Here is a 22607-nt window from a genome sequence, read left to right as displayed (position 1 = left end):
CATCCGGGGACACACCCAGCTGTTGATCGGTCTCAGGTCATCGACCCGCTACGGTCAGGGACATGGACGGCGGATTCCTGAGCGGTGGGGTGATCATTCTGGTCGCAGCGATGCTGTGGCTGGTGTACCTGGTGCCGTCGTGGGTGCGTGACAGTCAGTTCTCGGCCAGCGAGCGCAACGCGATCCGGCTGCAGCAGACGCTCCGTGTGCTCGCCGAAACGGCCGAGGTTCCGGAGGCGGTCCGGCTCGAGGCGACGTCGCGTGAGGTCGCCGCGCAGCGCAAGCTCCTCAAGCAGCTCGAGGCCAGGACGAAGGCGACGGCCGAGGCGGCGGCCCGCGTCGAACTCGCCGAAGCCGATCGGATCCGTCGCGAGGAGGAGGCCAAGGCCGTGCAGGCCGAAGCCGCCGCCCGTGCCGCGGAGGATGCTCGTCGCGCCGCCGCTGCCGCAGCCCGTGCCGTCCAGCGCAACGCCCGAGCGGCGAAGCTCGCGCGGAGCCGTCGTCGGTCGCGGTTGCTCGCGACCACCGTGTTGGTCGCCTCCATCATCGGGTTCTGCTCCGGCGTGACCGCGTTCATCGCAGGTGGCGGTCTCGTCCTCGGTATCTCGTCCACGGTCGTCGGGATGCTCGCGCTCTCTGCGCTCTCCCGGATGTCGCGCATCGCCCACCGTGCCGTCGCACCGGTACCGGCGGTCGCTGTCACGACCAGGCGTGTCGAGTCGGCGCTCTTCGAGTACAACGAGCCCGTCAAGGCGGCGTCGCAGGCGCAGACCTGGACCCCGACGTCCATCCCGAAGCCGCTCCACCTCTCCGAGGGCTCGTCGGCTGCCGCCGAGCTGGCGAAGGCCGACGCCTACGACCGCCTGCGTCAGGCGGCCATGCAGGAGGCCATCGCGTCCCGCGCCGAGCGTCTCGCGCCGGTCGTACCGACGATCGTCCGACGTCCGGAGCCCGTCGCCGCTCCGCAGCCCGAGCGCGTCGAACCGCAGTCGGCCCCGAGTCGTTTCGCCTCGATGGGCGTCATCGACGAGGGCGAGATCGCCGCCGGCGGATCCACCCTGTTGCAGCGTCGCCGCGCCGCGGGCTGAGTCCCGACCGCGCCCGTCCGGTCGTTCATGAACCGGTCACCGGCGACGGATAGACTCGTCGAGGGGGTTCGTCGCTCGGTTCTCGTCGGCGCCCTGGAACGCGAAAGGTGACCATGGGCGTGTGGCGGAAGAGCCGGCGGAAGCCGATGAAGCCCTACGTCGCGCCCCCTGAGGTGGCTCCGCCGCCGGTCGAGCACGCGGTCGAGGAAGGCCTCCTCATCGCGCGGTCCTGGACCGTGGTCGAGGTCACGAACTGGATCATCGAGCGAGCACTCCGCGACGGCGCGTCCTACGACGCCGAGGCGACGCAGGCGGCTGTCCGGCGCGAGCTGGGGCGCATGGCGGACGAGCAGGAGGAGTACGCGGACCTCGCACGGGAGGCGCGCCAGACGGCCTTCCAGCGTCGGGGGAGTGCACGTCACCAGCACGACTACCGCGCGGGCGACCTGAGCGCCCTGTCCCGTCGCCGCGAGGTGTACTCGGGCCTCGCCGCCGAACTCCGTCGGGTGAGCAAGGACGAGGAGTTCGTCGCGGCGATCGCGGAATCCGCTCGTGAGCGTGCGTGGGGCGACCTGGAGCGCGCCATCCAGGCGAAGCTCGACCGGGTCCTCGACGAGCCGGTCGTCGACGAGCACTATCGGCGTGCCCGGAGCCAGCGGCTCCGCTGGTTCCGCGATCTCGACCTCGCTGCCCTCATCGCCGCAAACCCGAAGGACGGTGGCATGCCGGTCGACGACGGCCCGAACCCCTACGAGGACTAGCGCGGCCGGTTCGAAACGGGTCGTCGGTTCTGCTAGCCTGGACGAGTAGTTGGGCCCATGGCGCAGTCCGGTAGCGCACCTCGTTCGCATCGAGGGGGTCAGGGGTTCGAATCCCCTTGGGTCCACCAGCTGCAACGACAACCCCGCACCTCACAGTGCGGGGTTGTCGTGTTTCCGGGTGTCGGTAGCGTCCTGTGCCGTTTCGGCTGCGCTCCGCGTCCTGTACGGTCGGGAGCACGGCGCCGCTTCGGTTCCCGTGAACGGGACGAGCAGTCATGCCAGCACCATCCGAACCGACCGTGCAGCACGATGCCGTCCTCGGGGTGATCGGCACTTCGCTGAAGCCCGACGAACGACGCGTGCCGATCCACCCGGCGCACTTCGAGCGCATCCCGGAGGAGTTCCGGTCTCGGATCGTCGTGGAGCACGGCTACGGTGCCCGGTTCGGTGTCTCCGACGAGGAGATCGCGCCCTCCGTCCGCTCGTTCGCGACACGCGCCGAGGTCATCGCGCAGGCCGACGTCGTCCTCCTGCCGAAACCGCAGCTCGAGGATGTCCAGGAGCTCCGCGACGGGCAGACACTCTGGGGCTGGCCGCACTGCGTCCAGGACACCGCGCTGACGCAGCTCGCGATCGACAAACGGCTCACGCTGATCGCCTTCGAGGCGATGAACCACTGGGCCGCCGACGGCAGCTTCGGCTTGCACGTCTTCCACAAGAACAACGAACTCGCCGGCTACAGCTCGGTGATCCACGCGTTGGAACTCTGTGGCTCCACCGGCAGCTACGGCCGTCGCCTGACCGCTGTGGTCATCGGCTTCGGCGCGACCGCCCGAGGTGCGGTGACCGCGCTCAACGCCCACGGGATCCACGACGTGCGCGTGCTCACCAACCGCCGGGTCGCGGCGGTCGCGGCGCCCATCCACTCCGCCCGCATGATCCAGTTCGACCACGACGACGGCCCGTACCTGAGCGAGGTCATCACCGACGAGGGTCGCGTGCCACTCGCGCCCTTCCTGGCGGAGAGCGACATCGTCGTCAACTGCACGCTGCAGGACCCGAACGCACCACTGCTCTATCTCCGTGAGGACGACCTCGGCGCGTTCCGGCCCGGGAGCCTCATCGTGGACGTCTCCTGCGACGAGGGGATGGCGTTCGAATGGGCGCGTACCACCGGGTTCGACGACCCGATGTTCACCGTCGGGCCCGGGGAGATCAACTACTACGCGGTCGACCACAGCCCCTCGCTGCTGTGGAACTCGTCCAGCTGGGAGAACAGTGAGGCGTTGCTGCCGTTCCTGCCCACCGTCCTGGCCGGCCCGGCCGCCTGGGTCGACAGCCTGACCGTCCAGCGGGCTGTCGAGATCCAGGACGGCGTCATCCGCAACCCTGCGATCACCGAGTTCCAGCACCGGTCGGCGGAGTACCCGCACGAGGTCCTCCCGGGCTGATCGGTTCTCGGCCGACCGTTCAAGCAGCGGGCCGCGGCGGGCCTCTCGGTGAACCACTGACGGAGGCACCGCGCCCGGGAGGCCTCTCGTGGGCACTTCGACAGGCTCAGTGACCGGGGGTGGTCCGCCCGGAACCCTCCGGTCCTCGAGCAATCGTTCCCCGGTCACTGAGTGACCCCTTCCGGTCCCTGAGCCTGTCGAAGGGCCCACGGAGGACTCCACGAATCCGGCGCCCGTTCTCCGGTCCCTGAGCCTGTCGAAGGGCCCACGGAGGACTCCACGAATCCGGCACCCGTTCTCCGATCCCTGAGCCTGTCGAAGGGCACACGAACAACTTCCACAGTCACCCTCACTCGGCATCTGGAATGTCAGTGGTCCATGGTGGACTTGTCCCATGACCGAGACCCCCCCTCACCGCGACCCGCGTCGGCGACGAGTACGCCGCGCAGCTCGCGGAGTTCTCGGACCATTACGCGGACATCCAGCGGCGTCGCGCCAACCTGGACGCGGAAGAGGCCCGGCTCCTCGCCCGCTCAGCGGCCTACGCGGACGCCTACGCCGACTCGGTCATCCCGACGGCCTTCCCTCCGGCCGAGCGCCTGGCGCTCTCGCGCCGCTCCACCTGCGCGGCCCTCGCGATGGCGACCCGCACCCCTGAGCGGACCGTGCAGCGTGCGACGAACGACGCCGAGCGCCTGGTGAACGAAGCGCCGGCCGTGCTTGCCTCCCTTGAAGCGGGCCGTATCTCGGTCCGTCACGCGCAGACGATCATCGACCAACTCAGTGATGTCCCGATCGAAGGGCGGGCGGTGTTCCTCTCGGAAGTCTTACCGGTCGCGGAGGAGTCCACGAACGCGAACCTCCGCAGGCGCGCCCGCGTCCTGCGCGAGCGTCTGCACCCCGAGTCGATCACCGCCCGAACGATCCGCTCCGAGGCCGACCGCCGCGTCGAGTTCGAACCCGCAGCGGACGGCATGGCCTGGGTGCACCTGTTCACCACGGCGCCGATCGCGCAGGGGATCATCGAGCGGGTCGAGGCAGCCGCCGCTGAATCGCGCAATGTCGGCGACACCCGCACCTGCGCCCAGCTGCAAGCGGATGCCCTTGCGGCGCTCGCACTCACCGGTGTGACCCCGGACGACGTGATGTCGAGCCCGGTGCTGCCGCACCCGATCGAGGTCCAGGAACACATCAAGCCAACCGTGCAGATCACCGTCCCCGCGCTGACCATGGCCGGAGTATCCTACGCACCCGGCATGCTCGATGGCTATGGGCCCATCGACCCCGCGACCGCAGCACGCATCGCGGTGAACGCGCCCAGCTTCACCCGGATCCTCGTCCAGCCCGAAACTGGTGCGATCCTCTCCTTGGGTCGCAACCAGTACCGCGTTCCGGCTGATCTGCAGCGCGCGGTGCGGTTGCGGGACGGCACCTGTCGGGCACCGGGCTGCGGCAGACGCGCCCGGGCCTGTGACCTCGACCATTCCGTCGCCTGGGAAGACGGAGGCACCACAGATGTCGACAATCTCGCCTGCCTGTGTCGACATCACCACCGCATGAAGCACCTCCCCGGGTGAAACCTCCAACACGCACCCGGCGGTGTCCTCGAGTGGACGACACCTGAAGGCAAGCAGTACCGGACGGAACCAGACCCCGCACCGTTCTGACCCCCGCCGGTCCCTGAGCTGCGCCGCACTTCGACAGGCTCAGTGACCGGGAGAGGTGTGCTTGGCGTGGTGAGGCGTCGTCGTGGGCACTTCGACCGACTCAGTGACCGGGGAGGACGGGCTCAGCGACCGGGAGAGGTGCACTTCGACAGGTTCGGCGACCGTGTGTGGGTGAGTCCGGAAGGCTCTGGTCCCTGAGCTTGTCGAAGGGCAGCCGGGTCGCGCAGACTCAGCGACCGGGCGAGGCGTGCCTGGGTGTTCCGGCCCCTGAGCCTGTCGAAGGGCGCTCGGGCGTGGCACTCCCGGGTGGGTGCACGGCCTGAGAGGTTCGTGGCAGGCCGCGCAAGCGGTCGAGCCCGGCTTGCACCCGCCCCTACGCTGGACGCTTGCGCCGTACGGCATCGGTCGGCGGAGGAACACATGGTGCACGACCGACTCGAGGAGGCATGGATGTTCGTTTGGCAGAGCTGGTGGGGTGTCGCCGCAGCGGCCGGGATAGCGCTGATCGCAGCGCTCGTCGTCATCGTGATCGTGTCGGTCTCCTTCCGGATGGCGGCGCGACGGAGCGAGTGGCCGGGAGCGCTCGCCGGGAGTGCCCGTCACCCCTTCCGAGCGCTCGTGATCCTCGTGGCGGTATGGCTGGCGGTGGCGGCGACGCTCCCCGATGAGAACACTCGCGGGTTCGTCGACCAGACCTTCCGGATCGCGGTCATCGCCGCGGCCACATGGCTGGTCGCCGCGCTGCTCGCCTTCGTCATCGGGCTCGGCCAGGCCCGGTACCGCATCGACGTCCCGAACAACAAGGTCGCCCGCCGCATGCAGACGCAGCTCGCGCTCGTCCGTCGGTTGGCGATCGCGGTCGTCGTCATCGTCGGTGTCGCGTCGATCCTCCTGACGTTCCCCGGCGTCCAGGGCGTCGGGGCGAGCGTGCTGGCCTCCGCCGGTGTCGTGAGCATCGTCGCCGGCCTCGCGGCGCAGTCCGTACTCGGGAACGTGTTCGCCGGGATCCAGCTCGCCTTCAGCGACGCGATCCGGGTCGACGACGTCGTCATCGTCGAAGGGGAGTGGGGCCGGATCGAGGAGATCACCCTCACCTACGTCGTCGTCGGCATCTGGGACGACCGCCGCATGGTGCTCCCCTCCACCTACTTCACCTCCACGCCCTTCCAGAACTGGACGCGGAACACGAGCGAGCTGCTCGGGTCGGTCGAGTTCGACCTCGACTGGTGGGTGAGCCCCGCGGTCATGCGGACCGAGCTGGAGCGCATCCTCGACCGCACCGACCTCTGGGACGGCCGGGCGCAGGTGCTGCAGGTCACGGACGCCGTCGGCGGCTACGTGCGCATCCGCATCCTCGTCACCGCGGTGGACGCACCGACCCTCTTCGACCTCCGATGCCTCGTACGCGAGCAGATGGTCGAGTGGATCCTCGCGCAGAACCCGTCGGCGATCCCGCGCAACCGGGTGCAGATGGTCGAGCAGGAGCCTCGTCCGGAACCGAAGCGCGGCGGTCCGGTGACCGAGCCGGTCGGGCTGTTCAGCGGCAGTGCCGAGGCCGAACAGCGCGCGAGCCTCTTCACGTCGTCGATCACCCTGCCCGACCTGGACGACGAACCCGAACGCTGACCGTCGCGCGGCCGGACGCGTGTGCACCGAATCGTTGTCGTTCCGGCGATCCTGTATGCGCTTCCCATCGCTACCATCAAGGGAACCTCGCCGGGTGACCTGCCGGCGGGCCGTCGGCGCTGCTGCCGACGTGAACGGACGGCGCCGGCCCGAACCCCGGCGACGGCATGCGAAGGAGACCGCGCGTGAACGACGACACCCTCTTCCTCACCGATGAGGACACCGCCGTCCCCGGCGAACGCCCGGAGCAGCGTCTCGAACGACGCTCCGCGTCCGTCCTCAAGCACCGACTCCTCGAGCAGGAACGCAAGCAGTTCGAGGAGTCCCTCGCCTCGGCGAAGGCGGACGGCGCCCTCGAACGCGCAGCGGCCCTCATCGTCTCCGCTCGGCGACGCTTCCTCATCGGGGCGTCGAAGTCGTTCACCTACGCGTCCCTCCTCGCCGCAGACCTCAGCTACGGCCTCGCGAACGTCACACTCATCGACGGGACCATCGTGCGTCCCCTCGACGTCCTCAGCGACGTGCGGACAAGCGACGTCATGATCGCCGTGTCGCTGCAGCGGTACCGGAAGTACACGATCGACTCCGTCGTCCCGTTCGCCGAGGCGGGAGGCAGCCTCGTGCTCATCACCGACGCCCCGGACGCCCCGTTGACCCCGTACGCCGACGAGACGATCGTCCTCGGCCGTGCCGAGGACGGACACCCGAGTTCCTCGATCGGGATCGCGCTCACCCTGCACGTCCTCGCCACGCTCACGACGGCCAGCGCCAAGGGCGCCGGGCGACGGGCGGTGGAGCGGGAGCGCCTCGCCGAGACGCTCGGGGTCTACGTCTCCGACGAGGGCTGAGCGCGGACCGGGCTCAGCTGCCCGAACCCTTCCCCTCGCGCACGATCGACAAGGGTTCCGTGATGTCCTCGAGGGACTTCCGCGCGGCGTCGACCCCGAAGATGAGGGCGACCAACCCGCCGAGGATCATCACGCCGGCGCCGACGAAGTATCCGACGGTGAGCGGCCCACGGTCGGTGCCGTCGCCGATCAGGATCCCGTACAGCAGGGGCGCGACCGAACCCGCGATCTGTCCGATCGCGAAGAAATAGCCGATCACCTGGCTGCGGAGCTCGAGCGGGAAGATCTCGCTCACGGTCAGGTAGGCGCTGGACGCGCCGGCGGAGGCGAAGAAGAACGAGACGCACCAGAAGATCGTCTGCGTCGTCGCGTCGAGCGCACCGGCGTTGAAGAGCACCGCAGACACGGCCAGGACCGCCCCCGAGACGCCGTAGGTGAGGAAGATCATCTGGCGACGACCCCAGGTGTCGAACAGCCTGCCGAGGAGGAGTGGGCCGAGCAGGTTGCCGATCGCGAAGGGGAAGAAGTAGTACTGCGTCGACGAGGGGCTCGTGCCGTAGAAGTTCTGCAGCACGAGCGCGTAGGTGAAGAAGATCGCGTTGTACAGGAACGACTGCGTGATCATCATCGCGAGGCCGACGAAGGTGCGCTTCGGGTACTTCGAGAAGAGGACGCCGAAGATGGTCCGGATCGGGATGTGGCCCTGGGCCTGCACCGTGAGCGCCTTCGACTCGTCGACCGGCTCGATCGTCCCGCCCTGTTTGCGGACGGTCGCCTCGATGTCGTCGACCGTTGCCTCCGCCTCCTGTTCCCGACCGTGCGTCATGAGCCAGCGCGGACTCTCGGGGATGTGGCGTCGCAGGAAGATGATGGCGAGGCCGAGGACCGGCCCGATGAAGAACCCGATACGCCAGCCGACGTCCTCCGCGAAGTAGTCGGTGTTCAGCAGGAAGAGGTTCGCGGCCGATCCGAGGGCGGCGCCGCCCCAGTAGGTGCCGTTGATGGCGATGTCGACGTGCCCGCGGTACTTCGACGGGATGAGCTCGTCGATGGCCGAGTTGATCGCCGCGTACTCGCCGCCGATGCCCATGCCGGCGAAGAACCGGAAGATGGCGAGGAACCAGAACGTGGGGGACAGGCCGGCGATGCCACTCGCGACGAGGTAGATCGCGAGGGTCAGGATGAAGAGCTTCTTGCGGCCGAGGCGGTCCGCCATGCGGCCGAAGACGAGGGCTCCCGTCACCTGGCCGAGCAGGTAGATCGTCCCGAGGAGGCCGACCTCCGCCGCCGACAGCCCCAGCGACTTCTGGAATCCGGCGGAGGCGACGATCTGGATCTCGAGGCCGTCGAGCACCCACGAGAAGCCGAGACCGACGACGATCATCCAGTGGAACCGGGTCCACGGCAGTCGGTCCATCCTGGCGGGGACGAGGCTCCGCACCGGGGCCGGTTGCCCGGAGGTCGACGTGTTCGACATGGAATGGCTCCTTCCACGGCCGTCCCGTCGACGGTCGATCCGGGAGATGACGCTACTCCCGCGGCGGGCATCGGACGTCGCTGATCGGTGCCCCTTGACTTCGTCCTGGCGGAGGAGCACCCTACGCCCGGCACCCCGTGCGATGGCGCCCCGTGGCGCGGAATGGTCGTACGCTCGAAGCGCGACGAGATCGCGGACGGCTGCCGAGGGCCGTCGAGGAGGAGGCGGCATGCACCTGGTCGAGGACAGCACCGAGACGGACATCACACGGGTCTTCCAGGACCGGATCAGCTCCGGCGTCGCCCCGGGATCGTACGTCGCCGTGTTCGACCGCGAGCGGGTCCGGTTCGAGCAGGGGTTCGGCGGAGTCACCGTGGGCGGTCCGGTGCCCGACGCCGACACGCTGTTCCGCATCGCCTCCTGCACGAAGAGCTTCACCGCCGCCGTGCTCCTCATCCTCCGCGACGCCGGCCGCCTCGATCTGGACGCGCCGGTGGACGGGTTCGTGCCGGAGTTCACGCCGGTGCTCCCTGACGGCATCGCCGTCCGGCCGACCGTACGGATGCTCCTGACGATGTCGGGTGGGCTCGGAACGGACGATCCGTGGGGTGACCGCCAGGAGTCGATCACCGTGGACGAGTTCCGGCGGCTGCTCGTGCGCGGCGTCCGATGCGTCACGACACCCGGGACGGCCTTCTCCTACTCGAACCTCGGCTACGCGTTGCTCGGGCAGGTCATCGAGCGTGTGACCGGTGGCTCCTACATCGACGCGGTGACCTCGCTCCTGCTGGAGCCGCTCGGGCTCGGCGCCGTGTTCGAGCGACCCGAGGGCGACGGGGCGGTCACGGCGACCGGTCATCGTGTCCGCCGCGAACGGGCCGTCGATGAGGACGGCCGATTCGTCGAGGTCCCGTTCTCCGGGCCCGGGGTCTTCTCCTCGATCGGCGGGCTCTTCGCCTCGGCCTCCACCCTGATCGGATGGGTGCGCTGGCTCGACGGCGCCTGGACCGGGGACGAGACCGGACCGCTGTCGAGCGCCAGCCGCCGCGAGATGCAGCAACTGCACCGGCTGGCTCCGTCGCGGCCCACGCTCGACGGCGTGCCGCCGAGACTTGCGCTCGGCTACGGCTTCGGCCTCTTCGTCGAGGAGGACCCCGACCTCGGGACGCTCGTCTCGCACTCGGGCGGCTACCCCGGCTACAGCGCCCACATGCGGTGGCACCCGACATCGGGGTTCGGCGTCGTCGCCTTCGAGAACGCCGGCTACGCGGCCGTGGCGAAGCCCGCCGAACAGGCCTTGCGGCTGGCGATCGCGGGAGCCCAGGCCGCCGGCGAGCTGCTGGAACCGGCGATCCGCCCCTGGCCGGAGACCCTCGTGGCGTCCATGACCGCGACCGGGCTGCTGTCGCATTGGGACGACCGCGTCGCCGCGTCGCTGTTCGCCGAGAACGTCGCCCTCGACCGACCGCTGGACGAGCGACGCGAGGCGGTCGACGCCGCTGTCACCGCCGTCGGTGGCATCGCCGAGGTGGCTTCGGGACGTGCGACGCCGATCTGCGATTCGCCGGACCACCTGGTCTGGTTCGTCGAGGGGACGGAGGGCCGCCTCCGCCTGGAGGTCCGGATGACACCCGTGCTCCCGCTCCGGGTCCAGACTTTCACGGTGACGGTCGACGACCAGGGGGTGTGAACGCCGAACGCCGGCAGCTGAGGCTCAGCTACCGGCGTTCAGGTGGAACAGGGTGGTTCGGTTCAGCCGATCGAGTCGTCGTCACCGTTGCCGTTGCGGTTCGTCGGGGAGATGTCCTCCGTCGATTCGACGTACTCGTAGTCGGCCGTCGTCGGGCCGTCGTGGTCGCCGGTGTTCGTCGCTTCGCCGACGGGACGGTAGATGAGCTGGCCTTCGCCGTAGGGCAGGACGAGCTCGCCGTCCTGACCGTCTTCGAGCGGGATGATCTCGCTGTCGAGCGGGCCGCCGGTGAGTTTCGCAAGAGTCTGTGACATGTCGCCAGCCTAGCCCCGACGACTGTCAGAGTGCTGCGATGGTCCAGGACACCCGGTGTGGTGTATTGGGAGCCAGGACGACGAGGTCGGTCCCGGTCGAGAAGGCGTCGGGTGGGCAGGTCATCGGTTCGATGGCGAGCCCCAGTCGGTTGAGCTCCGCGACGGGCTGATCGGCCGTGTGCACCTGGACCCAGGGCAGACCGTCACCCCAGTGCACGGCGACGCCGCTGCCGGATGGCGTCGTCACGCGCACCGTGACCCGGCCGTCGACGTCGCGATCGAGCGTCGTGTACGCGTGATCGATGAAGGTGTCGCCGATGGTCCGGGGTGACCGGAAGTCGAAGTGCTCCGTCGCCTCCGTGTCGACCGGCTCCAGCGAGACCGGGATGAGCCGGTCCGGCGTGACGGTGAGCACCTCGGCGGCGGGCAGTTCGAGCGTCCAGTCGTCGACACGGCCCTCGCCCGCGACGAGGTACGGGTGCGGTCCGGTGCCGTAGGGTGCGTCGACGTCGCCGAGGTTCAGCGCCTCGACGTCGGTGCGGAGTCCGTCGTCGTCGAGCGTGTAGGTCGCGGTGACCTGGACGCGGAACGGATAGCCCTCCTGCGCCTCGATGACCACGCGGAACGCCGCTGACGCCGCGCTCGACGACACGAGGTCCCACTCCGACCAGGCGGCGAGCCCGTGGAGGGCGTGACCGCGAGCGGGTTCCGTGAGTGCGAGCTGGTGGTCGACGCCGGCGAAGGTGTACCGGCCGTCGACGACGCGGTTGGGCCACGGGGCGAGCATGGCGCCGCGGAACGCAGGACGGACATCCTCGGCGTCGAACGGGACCACGAGGTCTCGGCCGTCGTGCCGCAGGAACCGCAATGAGGCACCGACCGAGGCGATCGACGCGGTGTACGCACCGTGCTCGAGATCGACCCGTCGTCCCGAGATCGGACGTCGGTCGACGGAGGCGGACGGGGAGACGGCGCTGGTGGATTCGATCACGGCCCCATTCTGTCGCATCGACGCCGACCGACCCCGCCGACTGGCGGTGCGGGTCGGGCGGTGGGACGCGGCTCAGTCGAGCGAGCGGCCGCGCATGTCCGAGAGGAACAGTGCGGCGACCGCGGCGACGACGAAGAAGGCGGCGAACACGGAGAAGAGCAGGGCCTGTCCTGCGAGGAGGAGCACCGGAACCGACAGCGGGGCGATGATCGAGGCGATGCGGCCGATACCGGCGGCCCACCCGGCCCCGGTCGCACGGAGCGCCGTCGGATACAGCTCCGGGGTCGTCGCGTACAGGGCGCCCCAGGCGCCGAGGTTGCAGAAGGACAGACACATGCCGAACACGATGATCATCGGTTCGGTCGTCGCCGTGCCGAACAGGACCGCCGACACCGCGGAGCCCGCCAGGAAGGTCGCGAGGGTCTGCTTCCGGCCCCAGGCCTCGATCAACCACGCCGAGACGGCGTAGCCCGGGATCTGGGCGAGGGTGATGATCAGGGTGAAACCGAAGGACCGGACGAGGGAGAACCCGGAGTCGACGAGGATCGTCGGGATCCAGATGAACGCGCCGTAGTAGGAGAAGTTGACGCAGAACCACACGATCCAGAGCGAACCGGTGTCGCGGCGGTGCGTGGCCACCCACAGTCCACGGAGGCGCTCGCCGGCGGAGGGGCCGGTGCTGACAGGGGTGTCGGTGGTGGTCTCATCAGCGGTCTCCGGGTGGGCGACGCCGGCCGATGCCTCGAACTCGCGGACGACCGCTTCTGCCTCGCGGTGGCGCCCACGCGACTCGAGGAAGCGCACCGACTCCGGGAGACGCGTCCGCACGATGGCCGCGTAGACCGCGGGCAATGCACCGATGGCGAGCGCCCAGCGCCACCCGTCGTCGCTCGTCGGCACGACCAGGTAGCCGATGAGGGCGGCGGCGATCCACCCGACGGCCCAGAACGCCTCCAGGAACACGATGATCCGCCCGCGGATCCGTGGCGGGGCGAACTCGCTCATGAGGGTCGAGGCGACGGGCAGCTCGGCGCCGAGTCCGAGGCCGACGATGAACCGCAGCACGATGAGCACGCCGAGTCCCCAGGCCAGGGCCGACGCGCCCGTCGCGATGCCGAACACGAGGAGTGTGATCGCGAAGACGTGGCGTCGACCGACCCGGTCGGCGAGCAGACCGCCGAGCGTCGCACCGATGGCCATGCCGAGGAACCCGGCTGAGGCGATCCAGGAGAGCTCCGTGTTCCCGAGCTGCCACTGGACGGCGAGCTGGGCGAGCACGAAGGACACGAGTCCGACGTCCATGGCGTCGAGGGCCCAGCCGACGCCGGAACCGACGAGCAGTCGCCCGTGGGCCTTGGTGAACGGGAGCGCGTCGAGGCGCTCGCTGCGGGTGCGGGGTGTGGTGGGGGCGGTGGACACGTCACCATTCTGGTGCAGGATGTGCCCACCGGCGTCGGTCCGTCGCAGATAGGCTGACGGCACGAACTGCAGGCGTGCGGCCGGGCAGTTCACCCGCTCCGCCCGCCGTTCCGTCGAAAGGCCACTCCCGTGACCGATGCACCGCCTCCCGACCCCCAGCAGCCTGACGGACGCCCGCCGCAGTGGCCGACAGGTCAGCAGCCGCAGCAGCCGTATGGTCAGCAGCAGCAGCAGCCGTATGGCGGGCAACCACAGCAGCCGCCGTACCGGCAGGGACCGCAGCAGCAGAACCCGTACGGTCAGCAGCAGAACCCGTACCCGCAGAACCCGTATGGCGGGCAGCAGAACCCGTACCAGCAGAACCCCTATGGCCAGCAGCAGAACCCGTACGGCGGACAGCAGCAGCCACCGCAGCAGAACCCGTACCAGCAGCAGCCACCGCAGGGGCCGCCCGGGTTCGGCCAGCAGCCGCCGCCTCCGGGCGCCCCGAAGCGCAAGCGGACGGGGCTCATCATCGCCCTCGCCGTCGGTGTCCCGCTCGTGTTGGCGGCGATCATCACCGTCGTCGCCCTCGTCCTCTCGCAGGGTGGCGCACCTGTCGCGGATCCGAGCCCCACCCGCTCGGCCACCCCGACGAAGACCGCTTCTCCGACGCCCACGGAGACGGACTCGACGCCGGAGCCGACGAAGACCTATGTCTCCATCCCGCCCGACCTCGACTTCGCGGCCGGGCAGGACGTCCCCGCCGAATGGACGGCTTACCTGACGAACGACCTGGATTCGTCCTGGGCGGCGATCGGTCCGGACCGGAACGGCGTCGAGATCTACCGGAACGCGGCGACCTCCTGCGACGTCGGACTCGGCAACATCGCGCTGACGCCTGACGAGATCGCGGTCGGAGACGACGAGAAGTCGAGCGACGCCTACATGGCGAAGTACGTCGGGGCCGACTACGTCAAAGCGGACGGCACGACGGAGCAACTGAACTACAACAGCGGTGGGGGCCTCATCGAGTTCCGGGTCCTGTCGTGGACGCAGCCCTCGGGGGAGCGCACGTACTGGGGCGTCCGGTCGCTCACGAAGATGGGGATCCTCGTCGTCTTCACCTTCACGTGCAAAGACCAGGGGTCGCTCGACCTGCTCGCAAGCGACGTCGTGAACCTCATCTCCGTGGAGCTGCTCCCGAAGCGCTGACCGGTCCCGTCGTCAGAACGCGCGGAGGACCGCCTGCGCGACCGTGAAGATCGCGAGGCCGGCGAGCGCGCCGACGATGGTGCCGTTCAAGCGGATGAACTGCAGGTCGCGTCCGACGAGCAGCTCGATCTTCTGGGTCGTCTCCCGGGCGTCCCAGCGCTCAACGGTCTCGGTGATGATGCTCGCGATGTCGTGCCGGTAGCGGGTGACGACGTAGGACAGTGCGTCCGCGACGCGGGTGTCGACGCGGGTGGAGAACGCTCGATCCGTCGACAGCCGCCGGCCGAAGTCCGCGATGGTGCCGGAGATCCGCACGCGGAGGTCGCTGTCGGGGGCGTCGAGTGCCTCGAGGAACGCGCTCTTCGCGGCCGTCCACGTCTTACCGGCGACCTCCCGGACGCGAGGACTGTCGATGACCTCGTGTTTGGCGTTCTCGAAGCGGGTGATGGTCGCGTCGTCGTGCTGCAGCTGCTCCGCGAGCTCGCCGAGATACCCGTCGAGGGCATGACGGAGCTGGTGGTCGGGGTCCGCGCGGACGGCCTGGACGAAGGACACGGCCTCACGGTAGAGCTTGTCGTCCACGAGCCGGTCGACGAAGGACGGCACCCAGGTCGGCAGACGGCTCGAGACCAGGCGCTCGAACGCCTTCGGGTTCGTGCTCAGCCACTCACCTGTGCGGTCGAGGAGGAGGTCGACCGCGTCGTGGTGCGCGCCCACGCCGACGATGTGCTCGACCCAACGGCCGATGTTCGGGGCCCACTGCGGGTCGATGAGGTGTTTGGACGCCAGTGCCTCGATGACCTCGCGGACGTCGTCGTCGGACAGCGTCTCCAGGAGACCCCGCACCGCGATGGACCCCTCGGCGGTGACCCGCTCGGCGTTCGCGGGCTCGGACAACCAGCCGCCGAGCTTCTCGGAGACGGAGACGGACGCGAGCTTCTGCCGCACGACCTCTTCGGAGAGGAAGTTGGTCTCCACGAACTCGCCGAGGCTGACGCCGATCTCGTCCTTGCGCTTCGGGATGATCGCCGTGTGGGGGATCGGGATGCCGAGCGGGTGCCGGAAGAGGGCGGTGACGGCGAACCAGTCCGCGAGCGCCCCGACCATGCCGCCCTCGGAGGCGGCCCTGACGTACGCCAACCACGGGTAGCGCCCCTCGAGCGCGAACGCGACGGCGAAGATGACCGCCATGACGAGGAGCAATCCGGTGGCGAGGCGTTTCATCGATCGCAGGGCTCGCGCACGGTCCGCATCGGCGGCGGTGAGTTCGAGTGTGGGGGAGCTCGTCATCCGCCCATCCTAGGCTCGTCGACCGTGTCCTCCGGTCCGACGGAGCAGGAGGGCGCCGTACCCCCTGGTGGTACCCTGAGCCGGTGATCGAAGACATCAAGAAGCGGGCCCTGCACCGGACGAAGATCCTCGAGGGCCAGATGCGTGGCCTCGAGAAGATGATCGAGAACGAGGACTACTGCATGGACATCATCACGCAGTCGCTCGCCATCCAGAAGTCGCTGGGATCGCTCAACAAACTGCTCGTCGAGAACCACCTGCTGACGCACGTCACGCAGATGTTCGAGGAGGGCGGGGACAGCAAGGACGCCGCGGTCGGCGAGCTCCTGCGGATCTTCGAGCTCAGCAACAACCGCGGCTGAGCCGCGCCTTCAGGTCGGCCCGAGCCGTCACACGGGCCCGAGCCAGGCGTTCGCGACGGTGGCGTGGGCGGACTCGTCGTCGGAGGGATGGAACATCCCGGCGAGGACGTCGCGGTACAGCCGGCCCAATTCGCTCGCGGCGAAGTAGCTGCCGCCGCCGGCGACCCGGATCGCCTGATCCACGACCTCGCGGGCGGTCTCCGTCGCGCGGACCTTGAGCCCGACGAGCTTCGGTAACCAGAGCGCGCCGTGGTCGACGCCGTCATCGAGGTCCCGGGCGATGCCGGCGAGCTGCGGCAGCATGCCGTCGTACGCGATGGCGGCCGCCGCGATCCGACGGCGGATGTCGGGGTCCGCCGCGTACCTCGCGCCACCGGCCTTCTTCGACGTCTTCCGGTGGGCGGTCTCGACCGCGAGCCGAAGGGCGCGTTCGCCGATGCCCGTGTACACGGCGGCGATGAGGGTCTCGAAGCAGGCGAAGATCCCGAAGACGATGGGATCCGGGTTGGGCCCCGGGTCGAGGCGTCGGACGATGTGTTCCGCCGTCGACTCGGCCCCCTGGAGCAGGGTCGTCCTACTCTGGCTGGCGCGCATCCCGACGGTGTCCCAGTCGTCGAGGATCTCGAACCCGCCGCGCGAGCGCTCGATGAAGCCGTAGACGACCTTCGGACCGTCGGCCGAGGTCGTGTCGAGCCCGGTCGTCCCCAGCCACGTCCACGCGGGTGACAACGAGGTGAAGATCTTCCGGCCGTGGAACCGATAGGAACCGTCGGGGCCCGGACGGGCTTCGGTGTCGGATCCGAAGAGCACGAGGTCGTTGCCCGCCTCGCTCACGCCGAACGCGTAGAGCTCGTCCCCGGCCGCTCCCTCGAGGACGAAGCGGAGCGAGTCGTCTCCTCGAGTGTGGAGCAGTCGAGCGACACCCGTCCACACGAGGTGCATGTTGATCGCGAGGGCGGTCGCCGGGGCGGCGGTGGCGAGCCGGGATTGGAGCAGCGTGACCTCGCTCAGACCGAGGCCGAGGCCGCCGAACTCCTCGGGGACGAACACCCGGAGATAGCCGCACGCTCGCAGCTCGGCGAGGTCCTCGTCGAAGAAGGCGTTCTCACGGTCCGCCACGGCGGCACGTTCGCGGATGCGCTCGACGAGCCCGTCACTGAGGATCGAGGCGGGGTCGAACGATCGATCGGACGGGTGGTGCTGCGCTTGAGCGGTCACCGGTCCATTGTCGCATCGGGCCCGGCCGAGGTGGCAGGTGTCGGCGAGCGGCGAGCGGCGCGCCGGCGGCCCGACCTGACGAGGAGGACCACGACCGCGGCGACGACCGCGAGGGGGAGCAGCCACGGCACCAGGACGCCGACCACGACGACGAGCCCCGAGGCGGCGGCGACGAGCGCGTTCCACCCGGCGACCACGCCGCCCCAGAAGTCGGTGGGCACGCCCGGCGCGACCGAGCCCGGGGCCACGAAGCTCACGAACACGGAGGAGAAGTCGACCTGGTCGGCGAGCGCGTCGCGCTGGGCGACGAGCCCGTCCAGTTCCGCCTGCCGCTGGGACAGGCTGGTCTCGGCGGCGAGGAGGTCGGCCGTCGTGGTCGAAGCCGCCATGAGTCCGAGCAGTCGGTCGACGGAGGCCTGGAGGGCGGTGACCCGCGCGTCGAGGTCGGCGGCCTGTGCCGTGACGTCCACCGCGGACACGGAGAGGCTGTTCACCGTGCCGAGTGCCTGCAGCTGTGCGAGCACGTCGTCGAAGTCGTCGGCGGGGAGGCGGACCGTCAGGGTCGCCTGCGCGGCCTGGTCGGAGGTGCCCGGAGTCTCGTCGCGGCTGTCGACGCGCCCGCCCGCCTCGGTGACGATCCGGGTGGCGTCCGTCGCGGTGCTGATCGGGTCGTCAGCGGTGACGGTGAGTGAACCGGTCGTGACCACCTGCTGTTGCGTGAGGTCGGGGGAGGCGGCGCCGTCGACGCCGAGCTGCGCGTCGCCGGCGACCTGGCCGGGCGCGGGCATCGCAGCTCGCGAGTCGCTGCCGGCCTCGGTGCTCGACCCGGCCGAGCAGCCCGAGAGGACGAGCCCGACGAGGACGACCGAGACCAACACGGTGGTGGTGCGGATCACTGCTGAGCGCTTCATGGCATCACCCTAGGGAGCCGTCGCACCGCGGAGGTGCAGGGACCCTGGGAAGCGGGTCACGATCAGGTCTCACGACGCGGGTCACCCCAGGGAGCCGCGGTGCAGGGACCGTGGGAAACAGGTCGCGATCAGGTCTCGCGTCGCGCCCGCTGCTCGAGTTGCAGCTCGGCCCAATCACCGATGGCCTTCGTGGTCTCCGCCGGGCGGTCCCGGTGCACGTTGTGACCGGCACCCTGGACGATCGTCAGGCTGACCTGGCGGTTCGCGAGGACCTCGGCGGCGAGCGCGCCGCGGAAGAGGCTGTACACCTCCGGGTCGGAGGCGATCACGAAGGTCGGGTTGCGCAGAGCGGCCGCCGCAGGACGGACGTCCCACGGGTGGTTCTGCTCGCTCGTCTGCTCGATCGCCCACCGGCTCGCCTCGGACACCGCCTGGACCTTGATCTCCACGTCCAGTGGGTGCCACTCCGGGTTCTTCGCGCGGACGGAAGCGATCGTGTTGTCGGCGAAGGCGGCCTCCTGGCTGGCGCGGATGATCTCGGCGTCGTGGTCGTCGAGCGCGATGGCGGGGTCGAGCAGCACGACCGCCGCCGCCCACCGGGGATCCGCTGCGGCGGCGACCGCGGTGGCGGCGCCTCCGAGCGAGTGTCCGACGACGAGGTCCCACGCGGCGTGCCCGACGCCGGGCACGGGGGTCGGCCTGGTGGCCAGCAGATCGGCGGCGTAGGCCTCGACCCGGTAGTCCAGCGCACGAGGGGCGACGCCGTGGCCGCGGAGGTCGACCGCCTCGACGAGCCAACCGCGATCGGCCAGGGCGGCGCAGATGCGCCAGGTGCTCGGACCGTTGCTGCCGAGTCCGTGGACCACGAGCGCCCGAGCCGGCGCGTCGTGACGACCCCAGCGGTGACGCGGGAGCTCCACGGGCGTGATCGTGCGGGCGGCGAGGCTGGACGCGGTGTCGACGACGGGCTCGGTCATGGGTTCAGCCTACGGTCTCGCGTCAGTCGAGCCGGTCCGGGTCGGTGCCGGTGCGCTCGCCGTTCTCGAGCGCCGAGATGGCGGCCAGGTCGTCGGCATCGAGGGTGAAGTCGAACACCGCGAAGTTCTCCGCGATCCGCGCCGGTGTGGCCGACTTGGGGATGACGATGTTGCCGAGCTGCAGGTGCCAGCGCAGCACCACCTGTGCGACCGTGCGCCCGTGCTTCCGTGCGATGGCCCCGAGGTCGGAGGTGGCGTCGTATCCGTCGGCGGCGGGCGTGAAGAAGCGGCCGCGGGCGAGCGGCGACCAGGCCTCCGTCGCGATGCCGTGTGCCGCGTTGACAGCGCGCAACTCCCGCTGGGGGAGGAAGGGGTGGAGTTCGACCTGGTTGACGGCCGGGGTGACCTCCGCCGACTCCAGGAGTCGTTCGAGATGGCTGCGGTGGAAGTTGGAGACGCCGATGGAACGCGTACGTCCTTCGGCCCGCAACCGCTCGAGCGCGCGCCAGGTCTCGCGGTACCGGTCCTGCCCCGGGGCCGGCCAGTGGATGAGGTACAGGTCGACGTGGTCGAGGCCGAGGAGGTCGAGGCTCGTGTCGAACGCGCGCAGCGTCTCCTCGTACCCCTGATCGGTGTTCCAGACCTTCGTCGTGACGAAGAGCTCGTCGCGGGCGATGCCCGACTCGCGGATCGCGACGCCGGTGCCTCGCTCGTTGCCGTACAGCGAGGCGGTGTCGATGTGGCGGTACCCGACCTCGAGCGCCATCCGCACGATCTCGGTGCTGGCGAGGTCCGGGACCTTGTAGACGCCGAAGCCGAGCTGGGGGATCGTGTGCCCGTCGTTGAGGAGGACGGTCGCGGTGCTGTCTGCCATGGCACCAGTATCCTCGACAGGGCCACCGTCACCGTCGAAAGGGAGCCCATGCCGCAACTCATGATCGTCACCGGGAGCGTCCGTGCCGAGCGGGTGGGCGGCGCCGTCGCCGACTGGGTCGCCGGCGTGGCGGAGACGGACGAGCGGTTCACCGTCGACGCGGTCGATCTCCGGGAGCTGGCGTTGCCGTTCATGGACGAGCCCGCGCACCCGCGGAAGCGTGCCTACGTCCACCCGCACACGATCTCCTGGAGCGAGCGGGTCGACCGGACGGACGCCTTCGTGTTCGTGACGCCCGAGTACAACTACAGCTACGCGCCCGCCCTCAAGAACGCGCTCGACTACCTCATGCACGAGTGGGCGCGGAAGCCGGTCGGGATCGTCAGCTACGGCGGGCTGTCGGGCGGAACCCGCGGCGTCGTCGCCCTTCGGCCCGTGCTGCAGGCACTCGGTCTCATCAGTACCGGTGCGAACGTGGAGATCCCATACGTCTCACGACAGATCGCCGACGGCGTGTTCACGCCCAACGACCGCCAGACGACGATGTTGCCGATGCTGCTGGGCGAACTGGCCGCACTCGACGGGGCCCTCGCGCCGCTGCGCGCCGACGACTGAAGCGGGGCGGCTCAGGACGGGTGGGTGTTGATCGGCTCCGTGTCGGGGATCGGGCTCGCATCGCGGCCGCGGAGGTCGGGGTGCCAGCGGTGACCGATCCAGGGGATGACGAAACCGAGCAGCGCGAACAGGCCGGCGACCCAGAACGCGCCGACCGCTCCGGAGCCGTCGATGAGGAAGCCGGCCGCCGCCGACCCCATCGCGGCACCGATGAGCTGACCGGTGCCGACCCAGCCGTAGGCCTCGGCCGTGTCGCTGAACTTCACGCTCGCCGAGACGATGGCGAACAGCACGGCGAGGGCCGGTGCGATGCCGATGCCCGCGACGAAGAGGGTGACCGACAGCCACCAGGCGTTGAGGAAGAGGCTCGCGACGGCGAGTCCGGCGAAGACGATGAAGATGCGGCGCGCCAGCGCGTAGGGACCGATCGGGGTGTGTCCGAGGGCGAGGCCGCCGGCCAGCGAGCCGACCGAGAAGATCGCGAGGACGATACCCGCTTCGAGGCCGTCGTGCCCGAAGGTCGCGACGACGCCCGCCTCGACGGCCGAACAGGCGCCGATGAGGAGGAAGCCGACGAGGGTGGCGAGGAGGACCGGCGGGCGCTTGAGCACCTGCCCGAGCTTGCGACGGCTCCTCGGGATGCGCACGCGCCCGACCTCCGGTGAGGAGATGAACCACAGGCAGCCGACGACCATGATCACCGCCGCCAGGGCGATGCCCCAGACCGTGCCGACCTGGGTGGACACGAAGGTGGTCACGACGGGCCCGAGCACCCAGATGATCTCCTGGGCCGAGGCGTCGAGGGAGAACAACGGGGTGAGCTGCTGGGAGGTGACGAGCTTCGGGTAGATGGTGCGGACCGCGGGCTGGACGGGCGGGGTGCTCAGCCCGGCGACGAATCCGACCGCCATGTACGCGGGGACGGTCATGGTGACGAGGGCGATGGTCGTGACGGAGACGGCACACACCGCGAGGGTGAGGAGGAGCACCTTGCGGATGCCCCAGACGCCCATCCACCGGCTCGTGAGGGGGCCGGCGATCGCCTGCCCGATGCTCGTCGCAGCGAGGACGAGCCCGGCGGCCCCGTAGGACCCGGTGACCTGTTCGATGTGGAGCAGGAAGGCCAGCGAGAGCATCCCGAACGGGAAGCGTGCGGTGAGCTGCGCCGCGATGATCCGGGCGACGCCGGGGGTACGAAGGAGGTCACGGTAGCTGCTCACAAGGACACCAGTCTAGGGACCGGCTCCGACACGCGCGACACGCCCGCGACACGCCCAAACCGACAACGGATGTCGGAGGTGCGGAGGAGAATTTTGCCTGTGGATAGATATCCCTCGGACGGGGGAGAAAAGGCCGTCAATCCGGGACTTTCGCGTCGCCCAGGGGTGTTGTAGCCAGTGGAGAACCGGTGGATAACTCGCCCGAAACGGTGGAGAACCCGGTGGAAAACTACAGGGCTGTAACTACTAGCCCTTGTGGTCGACCTGAAGACCGCCATCTATATGTAGTATTGGAACCCCGGCGCAGGACGCCGCGGGGAATCACCAGATTTTGAGGGGAAGGCACGAAGAGCTATGGCAATCACGGTCTACACGAAGCCCAGTTGCGTGCAGTGCACCGCGACGTACCGCGCACTCGACAACAAGGGCATCGAGTACAACATCCTCGACCTCTCGGTCGACGAGAACGCACTCGAGCAGGTCAAGGCCCTCGGCTACCTGCAGGCACCGGTCGTCATCACCGAGGAAGACCACTGGTCGGGCTTCCGTCCCGACAAGATCGAAGAGCTCGCCGCACGTCTGGCTTGAGCCCACGGTCGCAGGCGTCATCATGA

The 22607-nt window shown here is 69.6% G+C and carries 21 protein-coding genes and 1 tRNA gene; 12 read left to right on the top strand and 10 right to left on the bottom strand.

Annotated features, from left to right (window positions below; all coding sequences use genetic code 11):
- The first annotated feature begins 62 nt into the window (after positions 1-62).
- From A4X17_RS15440 to A4X17_RS15410, 7 genes are all read left to right on the top strand, one after another.
- Positions 63-1088, top strand: a complete 1026-nt coding sequence (locus tag A4X17_RS15440) for a hypothetical protein (protein WP_064296540.1) — start codon at positions 63-65, stop codon at positions 1086-1088.
- 107 nt (positions 1089-1195) lie between these two features.
- The gene (locus A4X17_RS15435) at positions 1196-1849 is read left to right on the top strand and encodes a hypothetical protein (protein WP_139205400.1); all 654 of its coding nucleotides are present in this window, start codon (positions 1196-1198) and stop codon (positions 1847-1849) included.
- 51 nt (positions 1850-1900) lie between these two features.
- Positions 1901-1977, top strand: a tRNA-Ala gene (locus tag A4X17_RS15430).
- Between the two features lie 147 nt (positions 1978-2124).
- A complete protein-coding gene (locus A4X17_RS15425) occupies positions 2125-3300 on the top strand; it encodes a N(5)-(carboxyethyl)ornithine synthase (protein WP_064296538.1) in 1176 nt (391 codons plus the stop codon).
- 479 nt (positions 3301-3779) lie between these two features.
- Positions 3780-4877, top strand: a complete 1098-nt coding sequence (locus A4X17_RS15420; protein ID WP_369808467.1) for a DUF222 domain-containing protein — start codon at positions 3780-3782, stop codon at positions 4875-4877.
- Between the two features lie 540 nt (positions 4878-5417).
- Positions 5418-6593, top strand: a complete 1176-nt coding sequence (locus A4X17_RS15415) for a mechanosensitive ion channel family protein (RefSeq protein ID WP_064296592.1) — start codon at positions 5418-5420, stop codon at positions 6591-6593.
- 185 nt (positions 6594-6778) lie between these two features.
- Positions 6779-7441 carry a MurR/RpiR family transcriptional regulator gene (locus A4X17_RS15410; RefSeq protein ID WP_197479103.1) on the top strand — a complete coding sequence of 221 codons (663 nt, stop codon included), beginning with the start codon at positions 6779-6781 and terminating at the stop codon, positions 7439-7441.
- A 13-nt stretch (positions 7442-7454) separates the two neighbouring features.
- Here the strand turns inward: A4X17_RS15410 and A4X17_RS15405 are convergent, their stop codons facing one another.
- A complete protein-coding gene (locus tag A4X17_RS15405; protein ID WP_064296535.1) occupies positions 7455-8918 on the bottom strand; it encodes an MFS transporter in 1464 nt (487 codons plus the stop codon).
- Between the two features lie 229 nt (positions 8919-9147).
- Here A4X17_RS15405 and A4X17_RS15400 point away from each other — a divergent pair, with 229 nt between their 5' ends.
- Complete coding sequence (locus tag A4X17_RS15400) at positions 9148-10608, top strand: serine hydrolase (protein ID WP_064296534.1); 1461 nt, start codon at positions 9148-9150, stop codon at positions 10606-10608.
- Between the two features lie 62 nt (positions 10609-10670).
- Here the strand turns inward: A4X17_RS15400 and A4X17_RS15395 are convergent, their stop codons facing one another.
- The 3 genes from A4X17_RS15395 to A4X17_RS15385 all read right to left on the bottom strand — a co-directional run bounded on the left by A4X17_RS15395 (position 10671) and on the right by A4X17_RS15385 (position 13332).
- Complete coding sequence (locus A4X17_RS15395; protein ID WP_064296533.1) at positions 10671-10922, bottom strand: hypothetical protein; 252 nt, start codon at positions 10920-10922, stop codon at positions 10671-10673.
- A 25-nt stretch (positions 10923-10947) separates the two neighbouring features.
- Positions 10948-11913, bottom strand: a complete 966-nt coding sequence (locus A4X17_RS15390) for an aldose 1-epimerase family protein (RefSeq protein WP_369808466.1) — start codon at positions 11911-11913, stop codon at positions 10948-10950.
- A gap of 72 nt (positions 11914-11985) precedes the next feature.
- Complete coding sequence (locus tag A4X17_RS15385) at positions 11986-13332, bottom strand: MFS transporter (RefSeq protein ID WP_197479102.1); 1347 nt, start codon at positions 13330-13332, stop codon at positions 11986-11988.
- Between the two features lie 129 nt (positions 13333-13461).
- Between A4X17_RS15385 and A4X17_RS15380 the strand changes: the two genes are divergently transcribed.
- The gene (locus A4X17_RS15380; RefSeq protein ID WP_064296532.1) at positions 13462-14526 is read left to right on the top strand and encodes a hypothetical protein; all 1065 of its coding nucleotides are present in this window, start codon (positions 13462-13464) and stop codon (positions 14524-14526) included.
- A gap of 12 nt (positions 14527-14538) precedes the next feature.
- On the opposite strand, the gene A4X17_RS15375 is transcribed toward A4X17_RS15380, so the two are convergent.
- Positions 14539-15816, bottom strand: coding sequence for a DUF445 domain-containing protein (locus A4X17_RS15375; protein ID WP_064296531.1), 1278 nt, complete (start codon positions 15814-15816; stop codon positions 14539-14541).
- Positions 15817-15899: 83 nt separating this feature from the next.
- On the opposite strand from A4X17_RS15375, the gene A4X17_RS15370 reads away from it, so the two are divergent.
- Positions 15900-16178 (top strand): metal-sensitive transcriptional regulator, encoded by a 279-nt coding sequence (locus A4X17_RS15370; protein WP_064296530.1) that lies wholly within the window; start codon positions 15900-15902, stop codon positions 16176-16178.
- A gap of 27 nt (positions 16179-16205) precedes the next feature.
- Here the strand turns inward: A4X17_RS15370 and A4X17_RS15365 are convergent, their stop codons facing one another.
- From A4X17_RS15365 to A4X17_RS15350, 4 genes are all read right to left on the bottom strand, one after another.
- Positions 16206-17396, bottom strand: coding sequence for an acyl-CoA dehydrogenase family protein (locus tag A4X17_RS15365; protein WP_064296529.1), 1191 nt, complete (start codon positions 17394-17396; stop codon positions 16206-16208).
- Positions 17393-18307 (bottom strand): DUF4349 domain-containing protein, encoded by a 915-nt coding sequence (locus A4X17_RS15360; RefSeq protein ID WP_082916215.1) that lies wholly within the window; start codon positions 18305-18307, stop codon positions 17393-17395. The genes A4X17_RS15365 and A4X17_RS15360 overlap by 4 nt, the downstream gene beginning before the upstream one ends.
- Before the next feature lie 128 nt (positions 18308-18435).
- A complete protein-coding gene (locus A4X17_RS15355) occupies positions 18436-19284 on the bottom strand; it encodes an alpha/beta fold hydrolase (RefSeq protein WP_064296527.1) in 849 nt (282 codons plus the stop codon).
- Between the two features lie 22 nt (positions 19285-19306).
- Positions 19307-20158: an aldo/keto reductase gene (locus A4X17_RS15350; RefSeq protein WP_064296526.1), complete on the bottom strand. Its 852-nt coding sequence runs from the start codon at positions 20156-20158 to the stop codon at positions 19307-19309.
- Positions 20159-20206: 48 nt separating this feature from the next.
- On the opposite strand from A4X17_RS15350, the gene A4X17_RS15345 reads away from it, so the two are divergent.
- Positions 20207-20773, top strand: a complete 567-nt coding sequence (locus A4X17_RS15345) for an NADPH-dependent FMN reductase (protein WP_064296525.1) — start codon at positions 20207-20209, stop codon at positions 20771-20773.
- An 11-nt stretch (positions 20774-20784) separates the two neighbouring features.
- Here the strand turns inward: A4X17_RS15345 and A4X17_RS15340 are convergent, their stop codons facing one another.
- Positions 20785-21993 carry an MFS transporter gene (locus A4X17_RS15340; RefSeq protein ID WP_064296524.1) on the bottom strand — a complete coding sequence of 403 codons (1209 nt, stop codon included), beginning with the start codon at positions 21991-21993 and terminating at the stop codon, positions 20785-20787.
- A gap of 354 nt (positions 21994-22347) precedes the next feature.
- Here A4X17_RS15340 and nrdH point away from each other — a divergent pair, with 354 nt between their 5' ends.
- On the top strand, positions 22348-22581 hold the full coding sequence (gene nrdH / locus A4X17_RS15335) for a glutaredoxin-like protein NrdH (RefSeq protein ID WP_056007615.1): 234 nt from the start codon (positions 22348-22350) through the stop codon (positions 22579-22581).
- The last annotated feature ends 26 nt before the right edge of the window (positions 22582-22607 follow it).

The sequence above is a fragment of the Plantibacter sp. H53 genome, from assembly GCF_001650455.1.
GTDB classification, from domain to species: domain Bacteria; phylum Actinomycetota; class Actinomycetes; order Actinomycetales; family Microbacteriaceae; genus Plantibacter; species Plantibacter flavus_A.
Note: the sequence above shows the minus strand (reverse complement) of the source record. Positions and strands in the feature narration are given on the sequence as shown.